The following is a 24,225-nucleotide window of genomic DNA, read 5'->3' on the forward strand; positions in this document are numbered from 1 at the left end:
AAAAGTAAGGTGTGAGGTTTTGCCACGGCGTGTTATGGCTGAAACCAATCCGCAAAGGCAGCCGGGTGGCACAGCACATTGCTCAGAAATTACGGCTGACTTCGGCGTTGTTGGGAACGGTAACCCGCAAGGATCTGGCGGCGGCTTTCCGGTCCGTCAATCCGAAGACCTCATTCGATCTCGGCCGTGCCGACAAATGGCTGCAGGGCCGCGCCCAGCCGCGCGAGCATAGTGTGTATGACGACTGGGCGAAGCTGCTGGGCTTGGAACAGTCAGGCGCATGGATCGCCGACTGCGACCTGCCAAACTTCACGGCCGCTATCGCGACCCGCCACAACATCGACAGCGCAGATCTCGAACGCCGCGCCGGGTCTCAGTTCGAGACCTCGTCCAACCATGAAGAGCGCAGCCTCGCCTTGGCGCTCGCCGGTACCTATGCATGCTATTCGCGTGCCTGGTCGCCTTACTATCGCGGCCAATTCATCAGGGGTATCCTGTCGATGGAGCCGGGGCCTGGCTCACATGGCCTGACCGCCAGCTATCGCGAAATCTTGCCGACAGGCCAGTTGGTGCTTGGCGGCCCGGTCACGCCGGCCAAGCGTGCCCTTTACATGCATCTGAGGGAAGTCGGCGGGGATGCGCAGTTCTTCGTCAGCCTGTTCCCGCGGTCGCAGCCGGGGAGTGTTCTTGGCGGCTATATGTGTGGAACGGCTATTATCGGTCCGGAGGCGCAGCCGTCGCTGACAAGGATCCTCATGGTGCGTCTGCGCGATCAGGCGCGGGGCGCCACCCCGTGGGGCGGATACCTGCTGCCCGATGAGTCGATTTCGGCAGATCTGGCATCGGTCGGCATGTCCATCGAGCATCCCGAGCAGGTCGACCGGCAGCTCACGCGGTTCCTCGTTGGAGGTAGCGATGGCGGCGTCCACCAGATCCCGCCTGCCGAGTTCCGCGCCATCCTCGATGTCTTCGATCGCCACTGGCTGAAGCACGCGCGGCAAAGCCCCTGAAGTGCCAACGCCGGGTGTCGCGGCGCCGACCTAGAGGGCCAGGGCCAGCCTGGCGGATGCGGGCGCAAACGGTCGAATGGCGATGCCATCCCGGGTCATGGTGACGAAGCTCGACGGCGGGACCGCCTGCCAATCGCCGCCCTCGCGATCGAACGGTTCGGAGACGATGCAGCGGCCGCCGCCTTTTCGCAGGGCGGAGGTGTAGAGCGTCGGCGCGTGAGCGTCGGTGGCATAGCGCACCGCATGCAGCGCCTGCCCGTCCGAGAAGGCGGCGGTAAGCTTCAGCGCCGGTTCGAGGCCGGCGCGGCGCGAAGCGTCGAGCACGCGGCTGGTGGCGCGCGACACTGCGCCTTGCGGGTCACCGGCCAATCCCTCGTCGATCATCAGCAGGAAAAACAGTTCGGAATCGGTGGTGCCTTCGCGCTGGTCGAAGACGGCATCGCAGAGCGTGTTCTCAAGCGCGCGGCGAATCTTTTCGAAGCCGCCGATCTGGCCGTTGTGCATGAACGACCAACGGCCCGAGATGAACGGATGGCAGTTCATGCGGCTGGTGGCACCGCCGGTCGAGGCCCGCACATGGGCAAGGAACAAGCCGGATTTGATCTGCCGGCATAAGCTCTTCAGATTGGGATCGGACCAGGCCGGCAGGATGTCGCGGTAGAGGCCAGGCTCGGGCCGGTCGCCATACCAGGCGAGGCCGAAACCATCGCCATTGGTCGGCGACTTCGCTTCCTGGGCGCAGTGGCTCTGGGCAATCAGCGAGTGGCAGGGCGCGGTAAGAATGTCTTCGAGAAAGACCGCTTCACCGAGATAGGCCGCCCACCGGCACATCGCTATCGTCCTTTAGGCGCGATCCAGAAGGCCCGTGGGCTCATTGGTCGCGTGTGTGCCTCTGTTATGCGTCCGCTCGTAAAGCTCGCGGACGATTCGGCTGGCGGTAGTCTCAAACAGAAATGGCAAGAAAGCGTGAACGAGCGCGGCACTGGCCGCCATCAGCAGGCGCGAGGAGAACCAGCCGGCAAAGGCCATGTGGCTGAAATAGGTCTCGCCGACCTTGGCCGGATGAGACGTGAAAATCCTTGCGACCGACATGCTGGCTCCCCTTCAGCGCTTCAGGTTCCGATATGAGTATCCTGACACGCTTTGCAGGTTCATTGGTCTCAAAATGTCCTTGTATTTTGCCATTTTGTGGGACACATATCCCACATGGCGCTGAATATCGATGAAATCGACCGGAAATTGCTGACCGAATTGCAACGCGACGGCACGCTGTCGGTCGACCAGCTGTCGGAACGTGTGGCCCTGTCGCGCAATGCCTGCTGGCGGCGCGTCAAGCGGCTGGAGGAGGATGGCGTCATCACCGGCCGGGTGGCGCTGGTCGATGCCGAGAAGCTCGGACTTGGCCTTTCGGTGTTCATTCTGGTCCGCACGTCCAATCACGATCCAGACTGGCTGCAGAAGTTCCGCGCGGCGGTGACCGGTCTTTCCGAGATCACCGGCGTCTACCGCATGTCCGGCGATCTCGACTATGTCCTGCGCGCCCGCGTCGCCGACGTGAAAGCCTACGACCGGCTCTACCAGCGGCTGATCGCCAAGGTGGCGCTGTCGGATGTCTCTGCCTCCTTCGTGATGGAGGAGATCAAGGAGACGACGGTGGTTCCTATGGAAGTGCGCTAAGGTGTACTCAGGCCATACTGATGCCTGAAAGAAAGCCGTTGATAGGCTTGCGGGCGAATTGACCGAATCGGCATTCGCGCCGATAGGATCGATTTTATGCGCGCAGCCCTCCAAAACCCCTCCGTCATCGGTCCGACTGTCGGCGTCGTCAGGCTGCCGCATGCTGAAGGACTACCGCTTCCCGCTTACGAAAGCGCCGGCGCCGCCGGCATGGACCTGCGCGCGGCGGTGCCTGACGACCGGCCGCTGCTGATCCTGCCGGGAAAGCGCGCTCTCGTGCCGACCGGGCTGATCCTCGAAATCCCCGAAGGCATGGAAGGCCAGGTGCGGCCGCGCTCCGGCCTGGCTTTCAAACATGGTCTTACCGTCCTCAATTCACCGGGCACGGTCGACAGCGACTATCGCGGCGAGGTGAAGGTGCTGCTGATCAATCTCGGCGACGAGGATTTCGCCGTGACGCGCGGCATGCGCATTGCCCAGCTGGTTTTCGCCGCGGTGACGCAGGTGGGCGTCGAAGAGCGCTCACTGGCCGGCGGCACGGCGCGTGGTTCGGGCGGGTTCGGATCGACCGGCACCGCCTGATGCAAATTCCAAAGCTGGTCATCTTCGACTGCGACGGGATCCTGGTCGACACGGAGAATCTCGCCAACCGACGCCTCGCCGAATGGCTGAGCGCGGCGGGCTATCCAACGACGTTCGAATATTGCCGCAAGAACTTCTCCGGCCGCAGCATGGTGTCGGTGCAGAAGGAGATCGAGGCGCAGACCGAAGTCCGGCTCGGCGCCGACTTCGTCGATCGCTGGAACGCCGGCCTGCCGGACCTGTTCGCCCATGGCGTTGAGGCGATCCCCTATGTCCGCGAGTTCATCGAGGCGGTTCGCGCGGCCGGCATCGCCTATTGCGTCGCCACGTCGGCCCGGATCTCGAAGATGCACATCACGCTTGGCCAGACCGGGCTGTTGCCGCTGTTCGAACATGCGATGTTCAGCGCCACCATGGTCTCGCGCGGCAAACCGTTCCCGGACCTGTTCCTGCATGCGGCCAAGACGATGGGCTTTCCGCCCGCCGACTGCATCGTCATCGAGGACAGCGTCGCCGGCACGCAGGCCGGCATCGCCGCCGGCATGCGGGTGTTTTCCTATCATGGCGACCCCTATTCCGACCGCGATGGCCTGATCCACGCCGGCGGCATTCTGTTCGACGACATGCGCGAACTGGCGGGACTGGTGCCGATCCACTGATCCGCCGGGCTTGATGGACGGGCTGGACGCCGTAGGGCGCTGTGCTACGGTCCGTGCGCCCGACAGCCCGAGGCGTCCATGCCAACGAATCTCTTTCGCTTCATCCTCGCCTTGGTGCTGCTGCCGTTCTTGTGGACCGCAGCCGGCGCGCAAGCGGTCGGCTTTCCGGATCTCGGCAGCGCGCTGCCCGGCAGCACCGATGTGACCTATCTCGATCTTGCCAGGATGGTCATCCCTGATCTCGCCGCGGACAAGGACGGCTTCTACAAGGGCGGGTCGCCCATCGACATGCGCCACATCGAGGGACCGGACGATGGCGGTTCGCCACCCGAGACCTCCAGCTTTTTCAATGCCGCGGTGCTGGCCATCAAGGCCGGCGGCAAGGACCGGCTGGCGATGCTGTTCGACCTTGGCGATTCTCCCGACAGCGCCGAGGGCTACGCGGTGCTGGCGCTGTACGACATCACGGCCAAACCGAAATTGCTCGACGCGGCCAATGTCGCGGTCGACCGCAGCACCTATTTCCGCGAGCCGAACAAGCTTTCGATCGGCGACGGAGACGACGCACTCATAACCATGAGCGCGCATTTCAATTCGAACCAGAACTATGTGGCGACGCCGCTGATCATGGTTGCCAAGGACAGGTTCGAACTGGTCGACATGATCTATACGCTCGATGAGAAGCTATGCGCCTACAGCCGCAGGCAGGACATCGGGTTCCAGACCATCGCTGACGGACAGCCTTATGCCGCTATCAAGGCGACAGTCACCGACACCACCGTGCCGAGCCGTGAAAGCTGTGACGAGGCCGCGCCCAAGGCTGCGTCGCACGAGATTTCCGTCACCTACCATTGGGACAAGACGCATTACGTCAAGGATTCCGACGCGTTCGAAAGATTGGCAGCAGAGAACGAGAAACGCTTCTGAACCCCGCGCATTCGTTTGCCCGGGCAAGGCGGGCAAGCTAAAATCCGTGCCATCGCACTGCACATGATGGGGGAATTGCCATGGACAAGGGTAAGATCTTTCGTGACCTGCATGCCTCGACCTTCGTCATGCCCAATCCCTGGGATGTCGGCACGACGAAGCTGCTTGGCTCGTTCGGCTTCAAGGCGCTGGCGACGACCAGCGCCGGCTTTGCCTTTTCGCGCGGCCTGCCGGATGGCGCCGTGACCTTCGACCAGATGATCCATCATTGCCGCGAGGTGACGGCGGCGACCAGCCTGCCGGTCTCGGCCGATCTCGAAAAAGGCAAGGGCGACAGCGCCGAGCAGGCGGCCGAGACGATCTTCGCGGCGGAAGCGGCGGGCCTTGCCGGCTGCTCGATCGAGGACCACACCGGCGACCCGGACAAGCCGATCTATGATTTTGCCCACGCGGTCGAGCGCGTCGCGGCGGCGGTGGAGGCGGCGCGGGCGCTGAAGCGCGATTTCGTCTTCACGGCGCGGGCCGAGAACTTCTTGTGGGGCAAGTCCGACCTCGACGACACCATCAAGCGGCTGCAGGCCTTCGAGAAGGCCGGCGCCGACGTGCTCTATGCGCCGGGCATCGATGATGTCGAGATGGTGCGCACGATCTGTTCGGCGGTGAGCAAGCCGGTGAACGTACTGGCTAAACCGGGCTTCACCATCGCCGATCTCGCCATGGCAGGGGTCAAGCGTATCTCACTCGGGTCGTGGCTGACCAACTTCGCCTACGGCATGCTGGAGACGGCGGCGCGCGAAATCCAGCAGGACGGCACGTTCGGCTTCACCCGCGCCGCCATGCCGTTCGGCAAGTTGCAGGCGCTGTTCCGCGAGTCCTCATGAACAGGCCGGGCGCATGATGCTGGCCGTCGTCGACATGCAAAGCGGCGGCGCGCCGCTTAGGATTCCTACTGGTGGATTCCTGCGCCGCTGAGCCGAGTTAGAGCAATTCCAGGAAAAGTGTGACACGGTTTTCCGTCCGGAATTGCGTAAAAACAAAGAGATAGAGCGGTTCGCCGTTTCCGTGAAACGGTGAAATGCTCTAGTCCCGCGAGCGGCGTGCCGCTTCGCGCGCCGAAATCGCCTTGTGCAGGTGCACCATCATGGCGGCGGCGAAAAGCGGCGTCACCAGGTTGAGCAGCGGCACGGCGAGGAAGGCTGCGATGACCAGCCCGGCGAGGAACACCGTTCCCGCGTGATGCCTGCGCAAGGCCCTGGCCTCCTCCTCCGGACGGAACCGCATGGCGGCGAATTCGAAGAATTCCCGCCCGAGCAGATAGCCGTTGACGATGAAGAAGGCGGCGATGTTGATGCCCGGCACCAGCAGAAGCAACAGGGCGACGATGTTGCCAAGGATGACGACGCCGAAGAACTTTATCGCCAGCACCAGCGAGCGCAGCGCCGGCATGGCGCGACCGGGCGGATCGGCGGGATAGTCGGTGCGCTCGACCACTTCGGCGACATCGTCGAGGAACAGGCCGGCGATCGCGGCCGTGACCGGCGCGACGAGCAATGCCATGCCGAAAGCGAGCGCTATTCCCGCAATGATGCCGCCCAGCCAGCCGGCCCAGGATGGTATGCCCGGCAACAGCGTCTGCAGCCATGGCAGGGCCAGCCATTCGACCAGGCTGGTCAGGCCGAACCACAGGGCGACCAGCGCCAGCAGGGTCAAGCCCAGCGTCTTGAGGAACACGGCCCGAAACGGCGGCGAGAGCAGCTCAAGGGCCGCGGTACGGGCAGCGTCGAAAATCACCGTGCTTCAACCCCTCGAAGAGCGGACACCGCCGAATGGACGGACGCTCCCGAGATAGGCAGCGCAAGCCATGAGCACAAGCGCGCGCAGCTATCTTGCAAGCGCCGGCTTGCGAACCGGGATGGTCATGGCCGCGACGCCGGCAACGACACAAGCCATGCCGAGCCATACAGTCGGCCCGAGGGTTTCGCCGAGGAAGACAGCGCCGATGCCAACGCCGATCGGCACGCGCAGATAGGCCTGCGACGTCGTGCCGACCGAGCCCAGCGTGTGGATGAGGCGGAAATAGATGACGAAGGCGAGCGCCGTCGAGAACACCGACAGGCCGAGCAGCGCCAGGATCGACGCCAGAGATGGCGTGAGCGTCCAGGGCTGGTCCACCACCAGGCTGAGCGGCACCAGCATCACCGCACCGCAGAGCATGGAACCGGCGGCCGGCAGCATCGGATCGAGGCCTTTGAAGCCACGGCCGAAGATCGCGGCGCCGGCATAGCAGATCGTCGCCACGACGATGGCGAGCTGCGCCCACAGTTCATGACCGAGACCGCCCAGCGCTTCGGTGCCGATGATGAGGCAGATGCCGGCAATGCCGGCGCCGACACCGATCAATTTGCGCAGCGTGACCGGTTCATGGCGGGTGATCAGCGCGGTGAGCAGGAAGGTGAAGATCGGCGACGTCGCGTTCAGGATGGTGGCGAGGCCGGCATCCACCGAGCGCTCGGCGGCGGCGATCAGCGTGAACGGGACGACGCTGTTGAGGCATGCCTGGAAGGCGAAGCGGCGCCAGCTCGCCGCATCGCTGGGCATGGCGAGCCCGCGCCAATGGATGATGGCCAGAAGAATAGCGCCGGCAATCAGAGTGCGCGCGGCAATGAAGGTGATCGGCGGGATCGTCTCGACGCCGATCTTGATGAAGGTGTAGGAGGCGCCCCACAATACGGCCAGCACGCCGAGCAGCGCCAGGTCGGTCGTTGTATCGTTTCGTGTCGGCATCCGCTGGCTCGCCTTCGGGCTGTGATCGAACAGGCCAGAGTTGTAGGCAAGGTCGCGACAAAATGCTTCGGCCACGGTCGAATTGTCGTAGCGCCTCACGTGGATGCGCTGGGATGATCCGCCAAAGTTGAGTGCCGCGCTCTAGGCAAAGCCGTTTCGAATCGCTAGACCCGCGCCCGGCCTGCGTGGCAAGAAGCTGGCTCTGGTTTTTGGCGGAGATATTGATGCCGGATTATGACGTGCTTTGCATCGGCAATGCCATTGTCGACATCATCGCCCAGTGCGAGGAGGAATTCCTCGAAACCAACGGCATCATCAAGGGCGCGATGAACCTCATCGATACCCACCGCGCCGAACTGCTCTACAGCCGCATGGGCCCGGCGATCGAAGCCTCCGGCGGCAGCGCCGGCAACACGGCGGCCGGCGTCGCCTCCTTCGGCGGCCGAGCCGCGTTCTTCGGCAAGGTTTCCAACGATGCGCTGGGCGAAATCTACGCGCACGACATCCATGCCCAAGGCGTCGCCTTCGACACCAAACCGCTCAAGGGCGAGCCGCCGACTGCGCGCTCGATGATCTTCGTCACCCCCGATGGCGAGCGCTCGATGAACACCTATCTCGGCGCCTGCGTCGAGCTCGGGCCGGAGGACGTCGAGGCCGACAAGGCGTCTGGCGCCAAGGTCACCTATTTCGAGGGCTATCTGTGGGATCCGCCGCGCGCCAAGGAAGCGATCCGGCAGACAGCCAGGCTGGCGCACGCGGCAGGCCGCGAAGTGTCGATGACGCTGTCGGATTCGTTCTGCGTCGACCGCTACCGCGACGAATTCCTCGAGTTGATGCGCTCGGGCACCGTCGATATCGTCTTTGCCAACAGCCACGAGATCAAGTCGCTCTACCAGACATCGTCGTTCGACGAGGCGCTGGCGCAGATCCGCAAGGATTGCCGGATCGCCGCCGTGACGCGGTCCGAGAAAGGCTCCGTCATCGTGCGCGGCGACGAGACCGTGGTCATCAAGGCCACCGCCATCAAGGAGCTGGTCGACACGACCGGCGCCGGCGACCTCTACGCCGCCGGCTTCCTGCATGGCTACACGCAAGGTCGCGACCTCAAGACCTGCGGTGACCTTGGCTCACTGGCGGCCGGATTGGTGATCCAGCAGATCGGGCCAAGGCCAAGGCAGAATTTGCGCCGCGAGGCCGAGCAGGCAGGATTGTTGTAGGGCGCACTTTTTTCCTTCTCCCCCTGTGGGAGAAGGTGTCGCCGAAGGCGACGGATGAGGGGTGCTCCAGCTTGACAGGACGGCGATCCGTCACGCACCCCTCATCCGTCTCGGCGCTGCGCGCCGATCCACCTTCTCCCACAAGGGGAGAAGGAAAAAGCGCCCCGCTGCTCACCGTCGCGTCACTGTCACATATCGCTCCTACACGACATCGCGAGCCTCCCGCGACTGACATTTCGGGGCGCCCGCAATCAGATGGGATGTTCAAAAATGCAAGGCAGCAAGCTGTCGGGTGGCGCGGATCGTTGCCGCCGCGATCTTCGTTTTCAGCACTAGAAATTCAGCAACCGGCCGCAGCTAAGGGAGGAGCGCGGCCCGGAAGACAGATGCATGAACAGATTTCAGACAACCGGTCTCGGGCAGGACGACTTCGCGGAGATGGTCGCGGAGGACGTCGAACGCGCGCTTGCCCACTATGACGAGGCCATAAACCAATCCACCGTGGTCTCCGTCGGCAAGATTGCCGGCAGCATAGCGTCCGCCGTCACCTCGCTGTCGCCGAGACACCAGCGCGCCATCGATACCATCCATGCCGACCTTCCCGGCCTTGCCCAGAAATTCGTGCGCGCGCTCGCGGCGGAAGCCGCGCGCCGCAGCGAAGCCGGCACCGCCGGCCTGTCGGTGCCGTTGTCGGCCGGCGAACCACCTCCCCCGCAATCCGACGACCTCGAATCGATGCTGATCGAGGACTGGGCCGGCCGCGTCGCCGGCTCGACCTATCTGGAAGAAAACCTGCGCATCGCTCGTTCGACCCTGCACCGCTGGCAACGACGCGGCGATGTCATCGCCTTGCGCAAGGGCGGCCGCAAACACGTTTTCCCGCTGGCGCAGTTCGTCGACGGCAGGCCGGCGGCAGGCATAAGCGACGTGCTCAAGCTGATCGGCAATCCGAGGCTCGCCTGGCTGTGGCTGACACGCCCGGCGGCGCAACTCGACGGCCGCATACCGATCGATCTGCTGCGAGCGGATCAGGTCGAGGATGTGGTCGAGGCCGCGCGGGTTTTCGCGCCGGGCTGAGCTTCGCTGGAAAAGCGTTCACAGGCTCACAATCGGCTCTTGCCTGCTGCCCGGATCGCCGCTCAAGTCCCCGCCGTATAGGCCGCGATCGCCGCCATATTGACGATGTCGCTATCCTTGGCATTGAGCGACACGATCTGGACCGGCTTGTTGAGGCCGACCAGCAGCGGGCCGATGACCGTCGAGCCGCCAAGTTCCTGCAGCATCTTGGTCGAGATCGAGGCCGAGTGGAACGCCGGCATGATCAGCACATTGGCCGGACCAGTCAGCCTGATGAACGGGTATTGTGCCATGGCGCGTGCGTTGAGCGCGACGTCGGCGGCCATTTCGCCGTCATACTCGAAGTCGACGCGGCGCTTGTCGAGGATGCGCACAGCCTCCTGGACGCGCTCGGAGCGCTCGCCCTGCGGGTGGCCGAAGGTGGAATAGGCGAGCATGGCGAGCCTCGGCTCGTAGCCCATGCGGCGGGCAAAGCCGGCGGCTTCCTCGGCGATGTCGGCGATCTGCTCGGCGTTGGGCATGTCGTGCACGGCGGTGTCGGCGACGAGGACCGTTTTACCCCGCGCGAGCACGATCGAGACGCCGATGACGCGGTGACCAGGCTTGGCGTCGATGACGCGGCGGATGTCGTCGAGCGCGGTGGAATAGTTGCGGGTGACGCCGGTGACGATGCCGTCGGCATCGCCCAGCGCCACCATGCAGGCGGCGAAGTGGTTGCGGTCGTTGTTGATCAGGCGCTGGCAATCGCGAAACAGGAAGCCTTTGCGCTGCATGCGTTCGTAGAGGTAGTCGGTGTAGATGCCGTTGCGGCGCGACAGCCGGGCATTGATGATCTCGATGCCTTGCTTGTTGAGGTCGATGCCGGCGTGCTTGGCGTTCTCCTTGATGACGTCGTCGCGGCCAAGCAGGATGGCGGTGCCGAGTTTCTGGTTCACATAGGAGACGGCGGCGCGCATCACCTGCTCCTCCTCGCCCTCGGCGAAGACGATGCGCTTGGGCTGGCGGCGCACGCGGTCGTAGATGCGCTGCAAGGTGGAGGCGATCGGATCGCGCCTGGCGGACAGTTCCTGCGCGTAGCGGTCGAGGTCGAGGATCGGCTTGCGGGCAACGCCCGAATCCATCGCCGCCTTGGCCACCGCGAGCGGAATGGCCGAGATCAGGCGCGGGTCGAACGGCACCGGGATGATGTAATTGGGTCCGAATCTCGGCCTGTTGCCCTGGTAGGCGGCGGCGACGTCGTCAGGCACGTCCTGGCGCGCCAGTTCGGCGAGCGCGCGCGCGGCGGCGATTTTCATGTCGTCGTTGATGGTGGTCGCCCGCACATCCAGCGCACCGCGGAAGATATAGGGGAAGCCGAGCACGTTGTTGACCTGGTTGGGGTAATCGGACCGCCCCGTGGCCATGATCGCGTCGGTGCGGATCTCGGCCACTTCTTCCGGCGTGATCTCGGGATCGGGATTGGCCATGGCGAAGATGATCGGGTTCTTGGCCATCGACTGCACCATGGCGGTGGTCAGCGCACCCTTGGCGGAGAGGCCGAGGAAGACGTCGGCGCCGTCGAGCGCTTCGGCAAGGCTGCGCCTGTCGGTCTTGACCGCATGCGCCGACTTCCACTGGTTCATGCCTTCGGCGCGACCCTGGTAGACGACGCCCTTGGTGTCGCACAGGATGATGTTTTCCGGGGCAAAACCCATCGCCTTCATCAGCTCGATGCAGGCGATGCCGGCGGCACCAGCACCGTTACAGACCAGCCTGGTGGTCTTCATGTCGCGACCGGTGACCTCCAGTGCGTTGATCAGGCCGGCGGACGAAATGATGGCGGTGCCGTGCTGGTCGTCGTGGAAGACCGGGATATCCATCAGCTCGCGCAGGCGCTGCTCGATGATGAAGCATTCCGGCGCCTTGATGTCTTCGAGATTGATGCCGCCGAAGGAGGGGCCGAGGTAACGCACGCAGTTGATGAATTCCTCGGCATCCTCGGTGTCGACCTCGAGATCGATCGAATCGACATCGGCGAAGCGCTTGAACAGCACCGCCTTGCCTTCCATGACCGGCTTGGAGGCCAGCGCGCCGAGATTTCCCAGACCGAGAATGGCGGTGCCGTTGGAGATGACGGCGACCATGTTGCCGCGCGTCGTGTAGTCGAAGGCGCGGCTCGGATCCTCGGCGATGGCGCGCACCGGCACGGCGACACCCGGCGAATAGGCGAGGCTGAGATCGCGCTGCGTCGTCATTGGCTTGGTGGCGACGATCTCCAGCTTGCCGGGCCGGCCCATCGCGTGGAATTCGAGCGCTTCCTGCGCGCTGACGGACGGACCGCTGTTCTCGGTTTTCCTGGCCATGATGTCCTGATTTCCTCGCCGGTGCAGCACCTCCTTGAAGCGGGTGCTTTGTTTCGGTCCGAATTAAGACCACGCGCCGCCGCGTGTAAACCGCCAGCGCGTGGGAATCGCAGGCCGGCGCGCAAATGCCGGCAAGCGACCAGCCAGTCGTCCCCTGCTTTTCGAGGCTCCGGCATTAAACCGGGCAATCACATCTGCTAGCGTGCCGCGCATGAATATGCACAGCCCGAACGAGCCAGACGCCCCCGAGGCGATGACGCCGCCGCAGCCTGGTGCGGCCGCCGTCACGCCGATGATGGAGCAGTTCATCGAGATCAAGGCGGCGAACCCGGATTCGCTGCTGTTCTACCGCATGGGCGATTTCTACGAGCTGTTCTTCGACGATGCCGAAAAGGCCAGCCGGGCACTGGGCATCATCTTGACCAAGCGCGGCAAGCACCAGGGCCATGACATCCCGATGTGCGGCGTGCCCGTGCACGCCGCCGACGATTACCTGCAGAAGCTGATCGGCCAGGGTTTTCGCGTTGCCGTCTGCGAGCAGATCGAGGATCCGGCCGAGGCCAAGAAGCGCGGCGCCAAATCGGTGGTGCGCCGCGACGTGGTGCGGCTGGTGACGCCGGGCACCATCACCGAGGACAAATTGCTGGCGCCGTCGGAATCGAGCTTCCTGATGGCGCTGGGGCGGGTGAAGGGCGGAACCGACCATTCCTTCGCGTTGGCCTGGATCGACATCTCAACCGGCGCCTTCCGCGTCGCAGAGACCACCGCCGACCGGCTGCTGGCCGACATTTTCCGCGTCGATCCGCGCGAGCTGATCGTCGCCGAGCCGGTGTTCTACGATGCCGAGCTGAAGCCGGTGTTCGACGTGCTTGGCCGGGTCGCCAACCCGCAGCCGCCATCGCTGTTCGATTCGGCCTCCGCCACCGGGCGCATCGCGCGCTTCTTCGACGTGGCGACGCCGGACAGCTTCGGCACGTTTTCACGCGCCGAACTGTCGGCGATCTCGGGCGCCATTGCCTATGTCGAGAAGACGCAGAAGGCCGAGCGCCCGCCATTGTCGCGGCCCGAGCGCGAGGAACAGGGCTCGACGCTGTTCATCGATCCGGCGACGCGTGGGAATCTGGAGCTGCTCCGCACATTGTCGGGCAGTCGCGAAGGCTCGCTGTTCAAGGCGATCGACCGCACGGTGACCGGTGGCGGGGCCAGGCTGCTCGCCGACCGGCTGATGGCGCCGCTGACCGACCCGGCAGCGATCGGCGCGCGTCTGGATTCGGTTTCGTTCTTCCGCTCCGAATCCCGGCTGTGCCAGGCGGTGCGGACAAATCTGAAGAGCGTCGCCGACATGCCGCGTGCGCTGTCCAGGCTGGCGCTCAACCGCGGCGGGCCGCGGGACCTCGGCGCGTTGCGCGCCGGCTTCGAGGCGGCCGGCGCCATCGCCGATATCTTTGCCGCGACCGCCCTGCCCCAAGAATTGGCGGCGGCGCTCGCCGCCATTCATGCGCTGCCCCAGGCGCTGGCCCGGCATCTGACGCAGGCGCTTGGCGAGGAACTGCCGCTGCTCAAGCGCGACGGCGGCTTCCTGCGCGGCGGCTATCACGGCGAACTCGACGAGATGCGGGCGTTGCGCGACGAGTCGCGAAAAGTGATCGCCGGGCTGGAGCGCTCGCTGATCGAAGAGACCGGCATCCGCTCGCTGAAGATCCGCCACAACAATGTGCTCGGCTATTACATCGAGGTGACCGCCAACCATCATGCGGTGATGACCGGCAGCGATGGCGCCAAGGCGCGCTTCATCCACCGCCAGACCATGGCCAACGCCATGCGCTTCACCACGACCGAACTCGCCGAACTCGAGACCAAGATCGCCAATGCCGCCGACCGGGCGCTGGGCATCGAATTGGCGACCTTCGATCTGCTGACGGCGGAAGCGGTCGGCGAGGCGGAAAAAATCCGCGCCGGCGCCGATGCGCTCGCCGTGCTCGACGTCTCGGCGGCATTGGCGCTTTTGTCTGAGAGCGAGGCCTGGTGCCGGCCCGTGGTGGATTCCAGCCTCGCCTTCGATATCTCCGGCGGCAGGCATCCCGTGGTCGAGCAGGCTCTGCGCCGTTCGGGTGACGGCCCCTTCGTCGCCAATGATTGCGACCTCTCGCCGGAAGGCAGCGCCAAGAACGGCGCGATCTGGCTGCTCACCGGCCCCAACATGGGCGGTAAATCGACGTTCCTGCGGCAAAACGCGCTGATCGCCATCCTCGCCCAGACCGGCTCGTTCGTGCCGGCGGCATCGGCCCATATCGGCGTCGTCGACCGACTGTTCTCGCGCGTCGGCGCTTCCGACGACCTGGCACGCGGCCGCTCGACCTTCATGGTCGAGATGGTCGAGACGGCGGCGATCCTCAACCAGGCCGGCGAACGGGCGCTGGTGATCCTGGACGAGATCGGCCGCGGCACCGCCACTTTCGACGGCCTGTCGATCGCCTGGGCGGCGGTGGAATATTTGCACGAGAAGAACCGCTGCCGGGCAATTTTCGCCACCCATTTCCACGAAATGACCTCGCTCGCCGGCAAGCTGGCGCGACTCCACAACGTCACCATGCGCGTCAAGGAATGGGAAAACGACGTCGTCTTCCTGCACGAGGTCGGAAAGGGTGCGGCCGATCGCTCCTACGGCGTCCAGGTGGCGCGGCTCGCCGGTCTGCCGGAAGCGGTGGTCGACCGGGCCAAACAAGTGCTGCACCAGCTGGAGGAAGGCGAGGTTTCCGGCAAGACCAACCGGCTGGTCGACGATTTGCCGCTGTTTTCCGTGGCGGTGAAGCGCGAAGCACCGAAGCCGGTGAAGAGCGACGCGCTGGGTGCCGCGCTCGGCGAGATCAATCCCGACGAGATGACGCCGAGGGAAGCGCTGGAGGCGCTATATCGGCTGAAGGGGCTGATGTAGCCGGTAAGGGCTGGCGGGACAGCACCCCCCTCTGCCCTACCGGGCATCTCCCCCGCAAGGGGGGAGATCGGCAGCTCCCGCGCTCCGCTCACCCTACACTGTTGGTGATTGGCGAAAGCCAAGGTTACGTCCAATCTCCCCCCTTGCGGGGGAGATGGCCGGCAGGCCAGAGGGGGGTGTGAAGGAACGCGACCTGCGCTGTCTAGATCATCTCCAGCCCGCGCTTTCGCGTCGGCGGCGGGAAGGCACGGTCGAGATCGGCGAGATCTTCACCGATAAGCTTGATGTCGAGCGCGGCAAAGTTCTGGCGGACGTGCTCCTGGCTGCTGGCCTTGGGAATGGCGATGACGCCCTCTTGCTGCATCACCCAGGCCAGGGCGATCTGTGCCGCGGTGGCGCCATGGCGGGCGGCGACCGCGTCGAGCCTGGCATTGCGCGCCAATGCACCCTGTTCGACCGGCGAATAGGCCATCAGCGGAATGCCGCGCTTGCGGCTCCAGGGCGCCAGATCGAACTCGAGGCCGCGCCGGACCAGATTGTAAAGCACCTGGTTGGTCTGGACATTGCCGCCATCGGGCAAGCCGGCGAGGTCTTCCATCTCCTCGATGTCGAAATTGCTGACGCCCCAGTGGCGGATCTTGCCGGCTTTCTTCAACGCCTCGAAGGCTTCGACCGTCTCCGCCAAGGGCACGCTGCCGGGCCAATGCAAGAGATAGAGGTCGATGCGGTCGGTGCGCAGGCGCTTGAGGCTGTTCTCGCAGGCGCGTTGCACGCCCGCGCGCGAAGCGTTCGACGGCAGAACTTTCGAGACCAGGAAAACCTCGGCGCGGCGCCCGGCGATGGCTTCGGCCACCACCTCCTCGGCACCGCCGCTGGCATACATCTCGGCGGTGTCGATCAGCGTGACGCCGAGATCGAGGCCAAGCTTGAGAGCAGCGACCTCATCGCCACGGCGCCTGATATCCTCGCCCATCTTCCACGTGCCCTGGCCGAGCACGGCGATGGCTTCGCCGGAGGGCAGCGTGGTGGTTCTGACGGTCGATGGCATGGCAGGCTCCGTTCGGGACCGGATCGCATCACAGGCCGGGCGAGAAATCCAGAGGCGTTCTCGCCCCCGGCGATCTGTCGGACCCCTATTTAACCGGATGGGCAGCAAGCCAGTCCTGCATCTGCTTGATCTCGGCCTCCTGCGCGGCGATGACCGCCTCGGCCAGCTTGCGGATTTCGGGATCCTTGCCATTGGCAAGCTCGACCTTGGCCATGTCGATGGCGCCCTGATGGTGCGGGATCATGCCTCGGACGAAATCGACGTCGGCATTGCCGGTATACTGCGAGGCCATCATGCCGGCGTGCATCTTGTCCATCGCCGCCTTGTAGCCCTCGGTCGACGGGCTTTCCGCGCCCATTGCCATGCCGGTCATGTCGTGTTTCATCTCTTCGCTTTGCGCGGGGACGCTTTCGAGGAAGACGGCAAGCAGCATTCCGGCCGCCATCAGCAAAAGCACGAGTTTCTTAGCCAAGGTCATTCATGGTCTCCTGTTGCAAGGATTCGGTATTTGGGGGCTCGGATCAGAGTTTCAACGTTCTCAGCCGCAATGCGTTGGCGATCACCGACACCGACGACAGGCTCATCGCCGCCGCCGCCAGCATCGGCGACAAAAGCGTGCCGGTGAGCGGATAGAGCACGCCGGCGGCGACCGGTACGCCAAGCACATTGTAGAGGAAGGCGAAGAACAGGTTCTGGCGGATGTTGCGGATGGTGGCCTGGGCCAGCGCGCGGGCCCGCACGATCCCGTTGAGATCGCCCTTGACCAGGGTGATGCCGGCACTTTCGACCGCGACATCGGCGCCGGTACCCATGGCGATGCCGACATCGGCGGCGGCAAGCGCGGGTGCGTCGTTGACGCCGTCACCGGCCATGGCGACGCCGGCGCCCTTGCCGCGCAACTCGTCGACGAGCGCTGCCTTCTGTTCCGGCAACAGCCCGGCGCGCACCTCGTCGATACCGAGGCTGCCGGCGATCGCCTTGGCCGTGCGTTCATTGTCGCCGGTGGCCATGATGATCCTCAAGCCGCTGTCATGCAGGGCCTTGATCGCCTCGGCGGTGGTCGCCTTGACCGGATCGGCAACGGCGACGATGCCGGCCAGCCTGCCGCCGACGGCGACGAACATCGCCGTCTTGCCGTCGCCCTGCAATGCCTCGGCGCTGGCCGCAACGGCGGAAACATCGACGCCGAGGTCGCGCATCATCGCGGCGTTGCCGAGCGCGACCTTCTTGCCCGACACGGTGCCTGAAACGCCCTTGCCGGTGGTCGCCTCGAAATCGCCGACGTCGGCGACGGTCACGCCGCGCGCCGCGGCACCTTCGACGACGGCCTCGGCCAAGGGGTGTTCAGACCCCTTCTCGAGACTTGCCGCAAGCCCCAGCAAGTCGTCCTCTGCAAAGCCGCTGGCGGCCACGATATCGGTCAGCTTCGGCCGGCCTTCGGTCAGCGTGCCGGTCTTGTCGACGATCAGCGTGTCGACGGAGGCAAAGCGTTCGAGTGCGGCGGCCTCCTTGATCAGCACGCCGGCAAGAGCGCCGCGACCGGTGGCGGTCATGATCGACATCGGCGTGGCAAGCCCAAGCGCGCAGGGACAGGCGATGATCAGCACCGAGACCGCCGAGACGACGGCAAAGACCAGGCTGGGCTCGGGACCAAGGACCGCCCAGGCGATGAAGGCCGCGACGGCAACCAGGACGACGGCCGGAACAAAGTAGAAGGAAACACGGTCGGCCAACCCCTGGATCGGCGCACGCGAGCGCTGTGCCTTGGCGACGAGTTCGACGATGCGCGCGAGCGTGGTCTCGGAACCGATCCGTTCGGCGCGCATGATCAGCGAGCCTTGCCTGTTGAGCGTGCCGCCGGTCAGCGCGTCGCCTTCGGTCTTTTCGACCGGCAACGGCTCGCCCGTGATCATCGATTCGTCGATGGAAGAGCGACCTTCGAGCACGGTGCCGTCGACCGGAACGGCTTCGCCCGGACGGACGCGCAAGCGGTCCCCGGCCTTGACGCCGTCCAGCGGGACGTCGCTCTCGGAGCCGTCTTCAGCGATCCGCCGCGCTGTCTTGGGCGCCAGATCGAGCAGGGCGCGGATCGCCGAGCCGGTCTTTTCTCGGGCGCGCAATTCAAGCACCTGGCCGAGGAAGACCAGCGCGACGATGACGGCTGCGGCCTCAAAATAGACCGGCACCGCACCGCCATGGCCGCGGAACTGATGCGGGAAAATGTCCGGGAACAGCGTGGCGACGACGCTGTAGAGATAGGCGGCACCGACACCGAGCGAAATCAGCGTCCACATGTTGGGGCTGCGGTTGAGGATCGATTCCCAGCCGCGATGAAAGAAGGGAAAGGCGGCCCAAAGCACCACCGGGCTTGCCAGGGCCAGCTCGATCCAGACCTTTGTGCGATCCCCGACCAGTCCCTCGAACGACAGGCCCACCATCGGCGCCATGGCGACGATCAGAAGCGGGATCGACAGGGCCGCGCTGACCCAGAACCGCCTGGTGAAGTCGACCAGTTCCGGATTAGGCCCTTCATCGCCAGTCGGCACGCCCATCGGCTCCAGCGCCATGCCACAGATCGGGCAGGAGCCGGGCTTGTCGCGGACGATCTCGGGATGCATGGGGCAGGTGTACTGCGTACCCTTGGGCATCGGCGCCGGCACCGGCCTGTCGCGGAGATAGGCTTGCGGGGCCGCCTCGAACTTCGCCTTGCAGCCGGCGGAGCAGAAATAGAAGCCCTGGCCTTCATGGCGGACAAAGTGCCTGGCCGTGGCGCGCTCGACGCTCATGCCGCAGACGGGGTCGGAGGCCGTCAGATATTGTTCTGGCTCGGCCTGGAACTTCGTGCGGCAGCCTTCGCTGCAGAAATGATAGAGCCGGCCGCCATGTTCTGCTGTCGGCTTGCCGGCGGCCGGATCCACGGTCATGCCGCAGACCGGATCGCGCAGGACCGCGCCCACGTCCACAGCCCCGTTTTTCGGCGCGCAGCAGCCGCCATGCGTGTGATGATCGTGATCTGAATGCGTCATTCCAAAATGCCCTTAGCAAACTGCTTCGGGCAGGAGGTAGTGCTTCCAGTAACTGGAAGGTCAAGGGCCATTATGATTATTCGTATTTCGCGGCTCGACCCGGCGGTTCGCCCAGAAAAAGTCGACATTCCGTAGCGCTGCGTGTGCTAACGCTCGGCCCTCCGACAACAATTCAAATCCCGGTAGATCAATGAAATGTCTGGTCATCAATCTTGATCGGTCTCCCGACCGGCTCGCCCACATCACGGCGGAGTTTGCCCGCATCGGCATCGCCTTCGCGCGAATCGTCGCGACCGATGCCCGTGACCATCCTGAGTTGGCGCTGCAGCCACAATTTGCGATCTACGCCGTCCGGCACCTGTCCTCCAGCGAGGTCGCCTGCATGCACAGCCATCGCGCCTGCTGGTCGATCATCGCGCAAGACGATGCCCCTTATGGCGCCGTCTTCGAGGACGACGTCGTGTTCTCCGCGAAAGCCGGTGCCATTCTGGCCGATAGTGGCTGGATTCCGGCCGACGCCGATGCCGTCAAACTCGAAACATTCTTCAGCAAGACCATGATCCAGAGGAAAAGGATCGCCGTCGGCAACGGCTTCTCCCTATTCAGGCTTCGCAGGAGCCATATGGGGACCGGCGGCTACATCGTCTCCAGGCAGATGGCGCGCGACCTCCTGGAAGCTACCGCGCAGGCCAGCGCAGCTGCCGACGATCTCCTCTTCAACCCCGCGTTCCCGACGTCGGCAAGCAAGACGATCTACCAGCTTGTTCCTGCACTCTGTGCGCAGGACCAGTTCGTGGGCGACAGATTGCCAAGCCTGCTTTACGAAGAGCGCGAAGCCGAATGGGTCGCAAGCGGGCTGACCATCAAGCGCAGAAAGCCCCTCGCCGAGAAGATAAGGGTAGAAATCAGGCGGGTCGTCGAGTGGGTCGTCGATCACTGCAAGCTGCGGCATTATACGGTCATTGCGCTCGATCCCCCTGCGGCTGAAGAGCCGATGTCTTGCCTGGCCGCCGGCGGCAACGAGAACGCGCTTTAGACGCCCAAAGGGCAAGACCGATCCGTATCCGAAAGCCCGGTAGTTTTGGTTCAGGCACTGCTTCGAACTTGCTGTGGCCGGCAAAGTAGAAATTGACCATTTCGGCACTATCATTTCATCACGGCGCAAAATACTCTTAAAAAGTCAACAGACACCGGCTCCGGTGTGCTAGAGAACGCCGCCACTCCCGGAAGACAACGATTTCGTCAAATGAAGCGCCTGGTCATCAATCTCGATCGATCTCCCGACCGACTTGTCCACATGACATCGGAGTTCGCCCGCATCGGCATTGGGTTCGAGCGGGTCGCGGGGATCGATGCCCAGGAACATCCCAATCTGGTGCAGCAGCCGCAGCACGCGATACATGCCATCCGGCCCCTCGCCGGCAGCGAGATCGCCTGCCTGCATAGCCATCGTGCCTGCTGGACGATCATCGCCCAGGACGACGCCCCGTACGGCGCCGTCTTCGAGGACGACATGGTGTTTTCCGGCAGAGCCGGTGCGTTGCTGGGCGATACGAGCTGGGTTCCGGCGGACGCGGACGTCGTGAAGCTCGAGACGTTCTTCTCCAGAACCGTGATCCAGAGGAGAAGGGCCCCTGCCGGACACGGTTTTTCCACGGTCCGGCTCCGCAAGGGCCATCCAGGGGCTGGGGGTTATCTCCTCTCGCGGCAAATGGCGCGCGAGTTTCTGGAGGCAACGGCGCAGGTCAATATAGCTGTCGACGATCTCATCTTTAACCCCGCTATGTCGGCCGGCAGGAATATCTACCAGCTTGTTCCCGCCCTCTGCGCGCAAGACCAGTTCGTCGGCGACAGGCTGCCGAGCCTGCTTGACCAGGAACGAGATGCCGCACGGACCGCGAGCGGGCTTATGGCAAGGCAGAGCAAGCCGACAGCCGTGAGAATCAGCAGGGAAGCCGGGCGAACCGTGAGGTGGATCGCCGACTTCTGCAGGCTGCGGCGGCAGATTGTCGTGCCCTTCGGCCCCATTGAGGCAACCGACTAGGCCAATTTCGGACTGTCGGCCGGCCCCATACCCAGCGCCGCGAAAACGCGCTATAGACGCCGCCCAAAAGGCAAGGCCAACCGGTACCTATGGCGAAAATCTCCCTGAAGCTCCATGAACTGATCGACGGCGAAGCCTTGCGCCGCGAGATGACCGCTCTGACCGCGGCGAGCGCCGGCGATGGTTCCAGCGCTATCATCCGCACGGCCGCTCTCCAACTTCTCAAGGGCCGGCTCGCCGAGGGCCGCAGAAAAACCGAGGCCATGCTGAGAGAGGATGGCGGCGGCAATGCCTGCGCCGAGCGGCTGTCGCATGTGATGGATCAGCTGATCCGGGCGCTTTACGATTTCGCCGCGACCCATGTCTACCGGGTGAAGAACCCGTCGTCGGCCGAGCGCATGGCCGTGGTTGCGGTTGGCGGCTATGGGCGCGGCACGCTGGCGCCGGGATCCGACATCGACCTTCTGTTTCTGTTGCCCTACAAGCAGACGCCGTGGGGCGAACAGACAGTCGAATACATGCTCTACATGCTGTGGGACCTCGGGCTGAAGGTCGGCCATGCCACCCGCAACATCGACGAGTGCCTGCGGCTGTCGCGCACCGACATCACGATCCGCACCTCGATCCTGGAGGCGCGCTTCCTGTGGGGCGAGCGCAAGCTCTATGACGAATTGATGCTGCGCTTCGACCATGAGGTGGTGCGCACCACCGGTCCGGAATATGTCCAGGCCAAGCTCGCCGAACGCGACGAGCGCCACGCCAAGGCCGGCGAAAGCCGCTATCTTGTCGAGCCCAATGTCAAGGACGGCAAGGGCGGCCTGCGCGACCTGCAGACGCTGTTTTGGATCGGCAAGTATTTCTACCGGGTGCGCACTGGAGAAGAACTGGTCGAGAAGGGCGTCTTCACCGATGCCGAGTATCGCGAATTCCAGAAGGCCGAGGACTTCCTGTGGGCGGTGCGCTGCCACATGCATTTCCTCACCGGCAAGGCCGAGGAGCGGCTGCATTTCGACATCCAGCGCGAGATCGCCGAACGGCTGGGTTATACCACCCATCCCGGCCTGTCGGCGGTCGAGCGCTTCATGAAGCACTACTTCCTCGTCGCCAAGGATGTCGGCGACCTCACGCGCATCTTCTGCGCGGCACTGGAGGAGGAGCAGGCCAAGCATGTGCCTGGCTTCAACCGCATCTTCCTCACCTTCCAGCGCCGCAAGCGCAAGCTTGCCGGCACGTCGGACTTCATTGTCGACAACCACCGCATCAACATCGCCGACGACCAGGTGTTCGAACGCGACCCGGTCAATCTGCTCAGACTGTTCTGGTTCGCCGACAAGCACGGGCTGGAATTCCATCCCGATGCGCTGAAGCTGCTCACCCGCTCGCTCGGCCTGGTCAACAAGTCGCTCAGGCGCGACGAAGAGGCCAACCGGCTGTTCCTCGACATCTTGACGTCGGATCGCAATGCCGAGCTCAACCTGCGCCGCATGAACGAGGCCGGGCTGCTGGGCCGGCTGATCCCGGATTTCGGCAAGATCGTCGCCATGATGCAGTTCTCGATGTACCACCACTACACGGTGGACGAGCACCTGATCCGCTGTATCGGCGTGCTGGCCGAGATCGAGCGCGGCGACGGCGAGAAGGTGCATCCGCTGTCGCATTCGCTGATGCCTGGCCTGAAGAAGAGCCGCGAAGCGCTCTACGTCGCGGTGCTGCTGCACGACATCGCCAAGGGCAGGCCAGAGGATCATTCGGAGGCCGGCGCCCGGATAGCACGCCGCATCTGCCCGCATATGGGGCTGTCGCCGGCCGATACCGAAACCGTTGCCTGGCTGGTCGAGAACCATCTCGTGATGTCGATGACGGCGCAGACCCGCGATCTCAACGACCGCAAGACGATCGAGGATTTCGCCGCGATCGTGCAGTCGGTCGAGCGGCTGAAGATGCTTTTGATCCTGACCGTTTGCGACATCCGGGGCGTGGGACCAGGTGTCTGGAACGGCTGGAAGGGCCAGTTGCTGCGCACGCTCTACTATGAAACCGAACTGCTTTTGACCGGCGGCTTCTCGGAAGTGTCACGTGCGCAGCGGACGGCGGCGGCGCGCGAGCGCCTGGCCGAGGCGCTCGCCGACTGGCCCGACAAGGCCCGCAAACGCTATGTCGGCCAGCACTACGAGAATTATCTCCTGACCGTCGACCTGCCGGACCAGCTTCGCCATGCCGAATTCATCCGCGATGCGGATGCGGCGGGCAAAAAGCTTGCCACCATGGTCAAGACGCACCAGTTCGAAGCGGTGACCGAAATCACCGTTCTGGCGCAGGACCATCCGCGTCTTCTCTCCGTCATTGCCGGGGCATGCGCCGGCGCCGGCGGCAACATCGTCGACGCGCAGATCTTCACCACGTCGGACGGCCGCGCCCTCGACACGATCCTGATCTCGAGGGAGTTCGACCGTGACGAGGACGAGCGGCGGCGCGCCGAGCGTGTCGGCCGGCTGATCGAGGACGTGCTGTCCGGCAAGAGTTGGTTGCCGGAGATGATCGAGAAGCGCACCAAGCCACGGCGCGGCTCCAAGGTGTTCAAGATCCCGCCCCGCGCCGAAATCCGCAATGCTCTGTCGAACCGCTTTTCGGTCATCGAGGTCGAGGGGCTCGACCGCCCTGGCTTGCTGTCGGAGATCACCAGAACCCTGTCCGACCTGTCGCTCGACATTGCGTCGGCCCACATCACCACCTTTGGCGAAAAGGTCATCGACACCTTCTACGTCACCGACCTTACCGGCCAGAAAATCGACAGTCCGGCCCGCATTGCCACGATCCGCAACCGGCTGATAGCGACGCTCGAAGGCGCCGCGCCGGAGCGCGGCGGCAGGGCCAAGGCGGCCGCCGAGTGAGAGCCA

The 24,225-nt window shown here is 64.4% G+C and carries 20 protein-coding genes; 12 read left to right on the forward strand and 8 right to left on the reverse strand.

The genetic code is table 11. From position 1 onward, the window contains the following. Window positions 1-65: 65 nt before the first annotated feature. A complete protein-coding gene (locus FJ978_RS03805) occupies window positions 66-1,010 on the forward strand; it encodes a hypothetical protein (protein ID WP_181176659.1) in 945 nt (314 codons plus the stop codon). 30 nt (window positions 1,011-1,040) lie between these two features. Here FJ978_RS03805 and FJ978_RS03810 read toward each other — a convergent pair whose 3' ends face one another. Then, window positions 1,041-1,841 carry a class II glutamine amidotransferase gene (locus tag FJ978_RS03810; RefSeq protein ID WP_140570380.1) on the reverse strand — a complete coding sequence of 267 codons (801 nt, stop codon included), beginning with the start codon at window positions 1,839-1,841 and terminating at the stop codon, window positions 1,041-1,043. A 12-nt stretch (window positions 1,842-1,853) separates the two neighbouring features. Continuing rightward, complete coding sequence (locus tag FJ978_RS03815) at window positions 1,854-2,102, reverse strand: DUF6356 family protein (RefSeq protein ID WP_013891417.1); 249 nt, start codon at window positions 2,100-2,102, stop codon at window positions 1,854-1,856. 114 nt (window positions 2,103-2,216) lie between these two features. On the opposite strand from FJ978_RS03815, the gene FJ978_RS03820 reads away from it, so the two are divergent. From FJ978_RS03820 to FJ978_RS03840, 5 genes are all read left to right on the forward strand, one after another. After that, complete coding sequence (locus tag FJ978_RS03820; protein ID WP_013891418.1) at window positions 2,217-2,687, forward strand: Lrp/AsnC family transcriptional regulator; 471 nt, start codon at window positions 2,217-2,219, stop codon at window positions 2,685-2,687. A gap of 96 nt (window positions 2,688-2,783) precedes the next feature. After that, entirely contained in the window at window positions 2,784-3,269 is a 486-nt protein-coding gene (gene dut, locus FJ978_RS03825; RefSeq protein ID WP_023775783.1) for a dUTP diphosphatase, read from the forward strand. Further along, the gene (locus tag FJ978_RS03830; protein WP_023775784.1) at window positions 3,269-3,928 is read left to right on the forward strand and encodes an HAD family phosphatase; all 660 of its coding nucleotides are present in this window, start codon (window positions 3,269-3,271) and stop codon (window positions 3,926-3,928) included. Before dut ends, FJ978_RS03830 begins: the two co-directional genes overlap by 1 nt. Before the next feature lie 78 nt (window positions 3,929-4,006). Continuing rightward, window positions 4,007-4,855 carry a hypothetical protein gene (locus FJ978_RS03835; protein WP_140570383.1) on the forward strand — a complete coding sequence of 283 codons (849 nt, stop codon included), beginning with the start codon at window positions 4,007-4,009 and terminating at the stop codon, window positions 4,853-4,855. A gap of 80 nt (window positions 4,856-4,935) precedes the next feature. Beyond that, a complete protein-coding gene (locus FJ978_RS03840; RefSeq protein ID WP_140570386.1) occupies window positions 4,936-5,736 on the forward strand; it encodes an oxaloacetate decarboxylase in 801 nt (266 codons plus the stop codon). Window positions 5,737-5,935: 199 nt separating this feature from the next. On the opposite strand, the gene FJ978_RS03845 is transcribed toward FJ978_RS03840, so the two are convergent. Continuing rightward, window positions 5,936-6,646, reverse strand: a complete 711-nt coding sequence (locus FJ978_RS03845) for a sulfate transporter family protein (protein ID WP_140570388.1) — start codon at window positions 6,644-6,646, stop codon at window positions 5,936-5,938. 90 nt (window positions 6,647-6,736) lie between these two features. Beyond that, window positions 6,737-7,639, reverse strand: coding sequence for an EamA family transporter (locus FJ978_RS03850; protein WP_140570390.1), 903 nt, complete (start codon window positions 7,637-7,639; stop codon window positions 6,737-6,739). Window positions 7,640-7,863: 224 nt separating this feature from the next. Between FJ978_RS03850 and FJ978_RS03855 the strand changes: the two genes are divergently transcribed. Further along, on the forward strand, window positions 7,864-8,856 hold the full coding sequence (locus FJ978_RS03855; RefSeq protein ID WP_140570392.1) for an adenosine kinase: 993 nt from the start codon (window positions 7,864-7,866) through the stop codon (window positions 8,854-8,856). Between the two features lie 390 nt (window positions 8,857-9,246). Next, window positions 9,247-9,933 carry an antitoxin Xre/MbcA/ParS toxin-binding domain-containing protein gene (locus FJ978_RS03865; RefSeq protein WP_140570396.1) on the forward strand — a complete coding sequence of 229 codons (687 nt, stop codon included), beginning with the start codon at window positions 9,247-9,249 and terminating at the stop codon, window positions 9,931-9,933. Window positions 9,934-9,995: 62 nt separating this feature from the next. Here FJ978_RS03865 and FJ978_RS03870 read toward each other — a convergent pair whose 3' ends face one another. Next, window positions 9,996-12,275, reverse strand: coding sequence for an NADP-dependent malic enzyme (locus tag FJ978_RS03870; protein ID WP_140570398.1), 2,280 nt, complete (start codon window positions 12,273-12,275; stop codon window positions 9,996-9,998). A 211-nt stretch (window positions 12,276-12,486) separates the two neighbouring features. Here FJ978_RS03870 and mutS point away from each other — a divergent pair, with 211 nt between their 5' ends. Beyond that, window positions 12,487-15,210, forward strand: a complete 2,724-nt coding sequence (gene mutS, locus FJ978_RS03875; protein ID WP_140570400.1) for a DNA mismatch repair protein MutS — start codon at window positions 12,487-12,489, stop codon at window positions 15,208-15,210. Window positions 15,211-15,412: 202 nt separating this feature from the next. On the opposite strand, the gene FJ978_RS03880 is transcribed toward mutS, so the two are convergent. The 3 genes from FJ978_RS03880 to FJ978_RS03890 all read right to left on the reverse strand — a co-directional run bounded on the left by FJ978_RS03880 (window position 15,413) and on the right by FJ978_RS03890 (window position 19,284). Next, window positions 15,413-16,258, reverse strand: coding sequence for an aldo/keto reductase (locus FJ978_RS03880; RefSeq protein ID WP_140570402.1), 846 nt, complete (start codon window positions 16,256-16,258; stop codon window positions 15,413-15,415). Window positions 16,259-16,343: 85 nt separating this feature from the next. Beyond that, on the reverse strand, window positions 16,344-16,736 hold the full coding sequence (locus FJ978_RS03885; protein ID WP_140570404.1) for a DUF305 domain-containing protein: 393 nt from the start codon (window positions 16,734-16,736) through the stop codon (window positions 16,344-16,346). Window positions 16,737-16,779: 43 nt separating this feature from the next. Further along, window positions 16,780-19,284: a heavy metal translocating P-type ATPase gene (locus FJ978_RS03890; RefSeq protein ID WP_140570406.1), complete on the reverse strand. Its 2,505-nt coding sequence runs from the start codon at window positions 19,282-19,284 to the stop codon at window positions 16,780-16,782. 190 nt (window positions 19,285-19,474) lie between these two features. On the opposite strand from FJ978_RS03890, the gene FJ978_RS03895 reads away from it, so the two are divergent. From FJ978_RS03895 to FJ978_RS03905, 3 genes are all read left to right on the forward strand, one after another. Beyond that, window positions 19,475-20,320 carry a glycosyltransferase family 25 protein gene (locus tag FJ978_RS03895; protein WP_140570408.1) on the forward strand — a complete coding sequence of 282 codons (846 nt, stop codon included), beginning with the start codon at window positions 19,475-19,477 and terminating at the stop codon, window positions 20,318-20,320. 210 nt (window positions 20,321-20,530) lie between these two features. Next, complete coding sequence (locus tag FJ978_RS03900) at window positions 20,531-21,328, forward strand: glycosyltransferase family 25 protein (RefSeq protein ID WP_140570410.1); 798 nt, start codon at window positions 20,531-20,533, stop codon at window positions 21,326-21,328. An 89-nt stretch (window positions 21,329-21,417) separates the two neighbouring features. Further along, window positions 21,418-24,219, forward strand: a complete 2,802-nt coding sequence (locus FJ978_RS03905; protein WP_140570412.1) for a [protein-PII] uridylyltransferase — start codon at window positions 21,418-21,420, stop codon at window positions 24,217-24,219. Window positions 24,220-24,225 lie beyond the last annotated feature (6 nt).

The organism is Mesorhizobium sp. B1-1-7, from assembly GCF_006442705.1.
GTDB classification, from domain to species: domain Bacteria; phylum Pseudomonadota; class Alphaproteobacteria; order Rhizobiales; family Rhizobiaceae; genus Mesorhizobium; species Mesorhizobium opportunistum.

Bases quoted from the DNA above. Each gene is read 5' to 3' on its own strand.
- FJ978_RS03895 (WP_140570408.1), top strand. From the start codon at position 19,475: ATGAAATGTCTGGTCATCAATCTTGATCGGTCTCCCGACCGGCTCGCC.
- mutS (WP_140570400.1), top strand. From the start codon at position 12,487: ATGAATATGCACAGCCCGAACGAGCCAGACGCCCCCGAGGCGATGACG.
- FJ978_RS03905 (WP_140570412.1), top strand. From the start codon at position 21,418: ATGGCGAAAATCTCCCTGAAGCTCCATGAACTGATCGACGGCGAAGCC.
- FJ978_RS03840 (WP_140570386.1), top strand. From the start codon at position 4,936: ATGGACAAGGGTAAGATCTTTCGTGACCTGCATGCCTCGACCTTCGTC.
- FJ978_RS03890 (WP_140570406.1), bottom strand. From the start codon at position 19,284: ATGACGCATTCAGATCACGATCATCACACGCATGGCGGCTGCTGCGCG.
- FJ978_RS03850 (WP_140570390.1), bottom strand. From the start codon at position 7,639: ATGCCGACACGAAACGATACAACGACCGACCTGGCGCTGCTCGGCGTG.
- FJ978_RS03880 (WP_140570402.1), bottom strand. From the start codon at position 16,258: ATGCCATCGACCGTCAGAACCACCACGCTGCCCTCCGGCGAAGCCATC.
- FJ978_RS03870 (WP_140570398.1), bottom strand. From the start codon at position 12,275: ATGGCCAGGAAAACCGAGAACAGCGGTCCGTCCGTCAGCGCGCAGGAA.
- FJ978_RS03900 (WP_140570410.1), top strand. From the start codon at position 20,531: ATGAAGCGCCTGGTCATCAATCTCGATCGATCTCCCGACCGACTTGTC.
- FJ978_RS03885 (WP_140570404.1), bottom strand. From the start codon at position 16,736: ATGACCTTGGCTAAGAAACTCGTGCTTTTGCTGATGGCGGCCGGAATG.
- FJ978_RS03865 (WP_140570396.1), top strand. From the start codon at position 9,247: ATGAACAGATTTCAGACAACCGGTCTCGGGCAGGACGACTTCGCGGAG.
- FJ978_RS03815 (WP_013891417.1), bottom strand. From the start codon at position 2,102: ATGTCGGTCGCAAGGATTTTCACGTCTCATCCGGCCAAGGTCGGCGAG.
- FJ978_RS03835 (WP_140570383.1), top strand. From the start codon at position 4,007: ATGCCAACGAATCTCTTTCGCTTCATCCTCGCCTTGGTGCTGCTGCCG.
- FJ978_RS03820 (WP_013891418.1), top strand. From the start codon at position 2,217: ATGGCGCTGAATATCGATGAAATCGACCGGAAATTGCTGACCGAATTG.
- FJ978_RS03830 (WP_023775784.1), top strand. From the start codon at position 3,269: ATGCAAATTCCAAAGCTGGTCATCTTCGACTGCGACGGGATCCTGGTC.
- FJ978_RS03810 (WP_140570380.1), bottom strand. From the start codon at position 1,841: ATGTGCCGGTGGGCGGCCTATCTCGGTGAAGCGGTCTTTCTCGAAGAC.
- FJ978_RS03855 (WP_140570392.1), top strand. From the start codon at position 7,864: ATGCCGGATTATGACGTGCTTTGCATCGGCAATGCCATTGTCGACATC.
- dut (WP_023775783.1), top strand. From the start codon at position 2,784: ATGCGCGCAGCCCTCCAAAACCCCTCCGTCATCGGTCCGACTGTCGGC.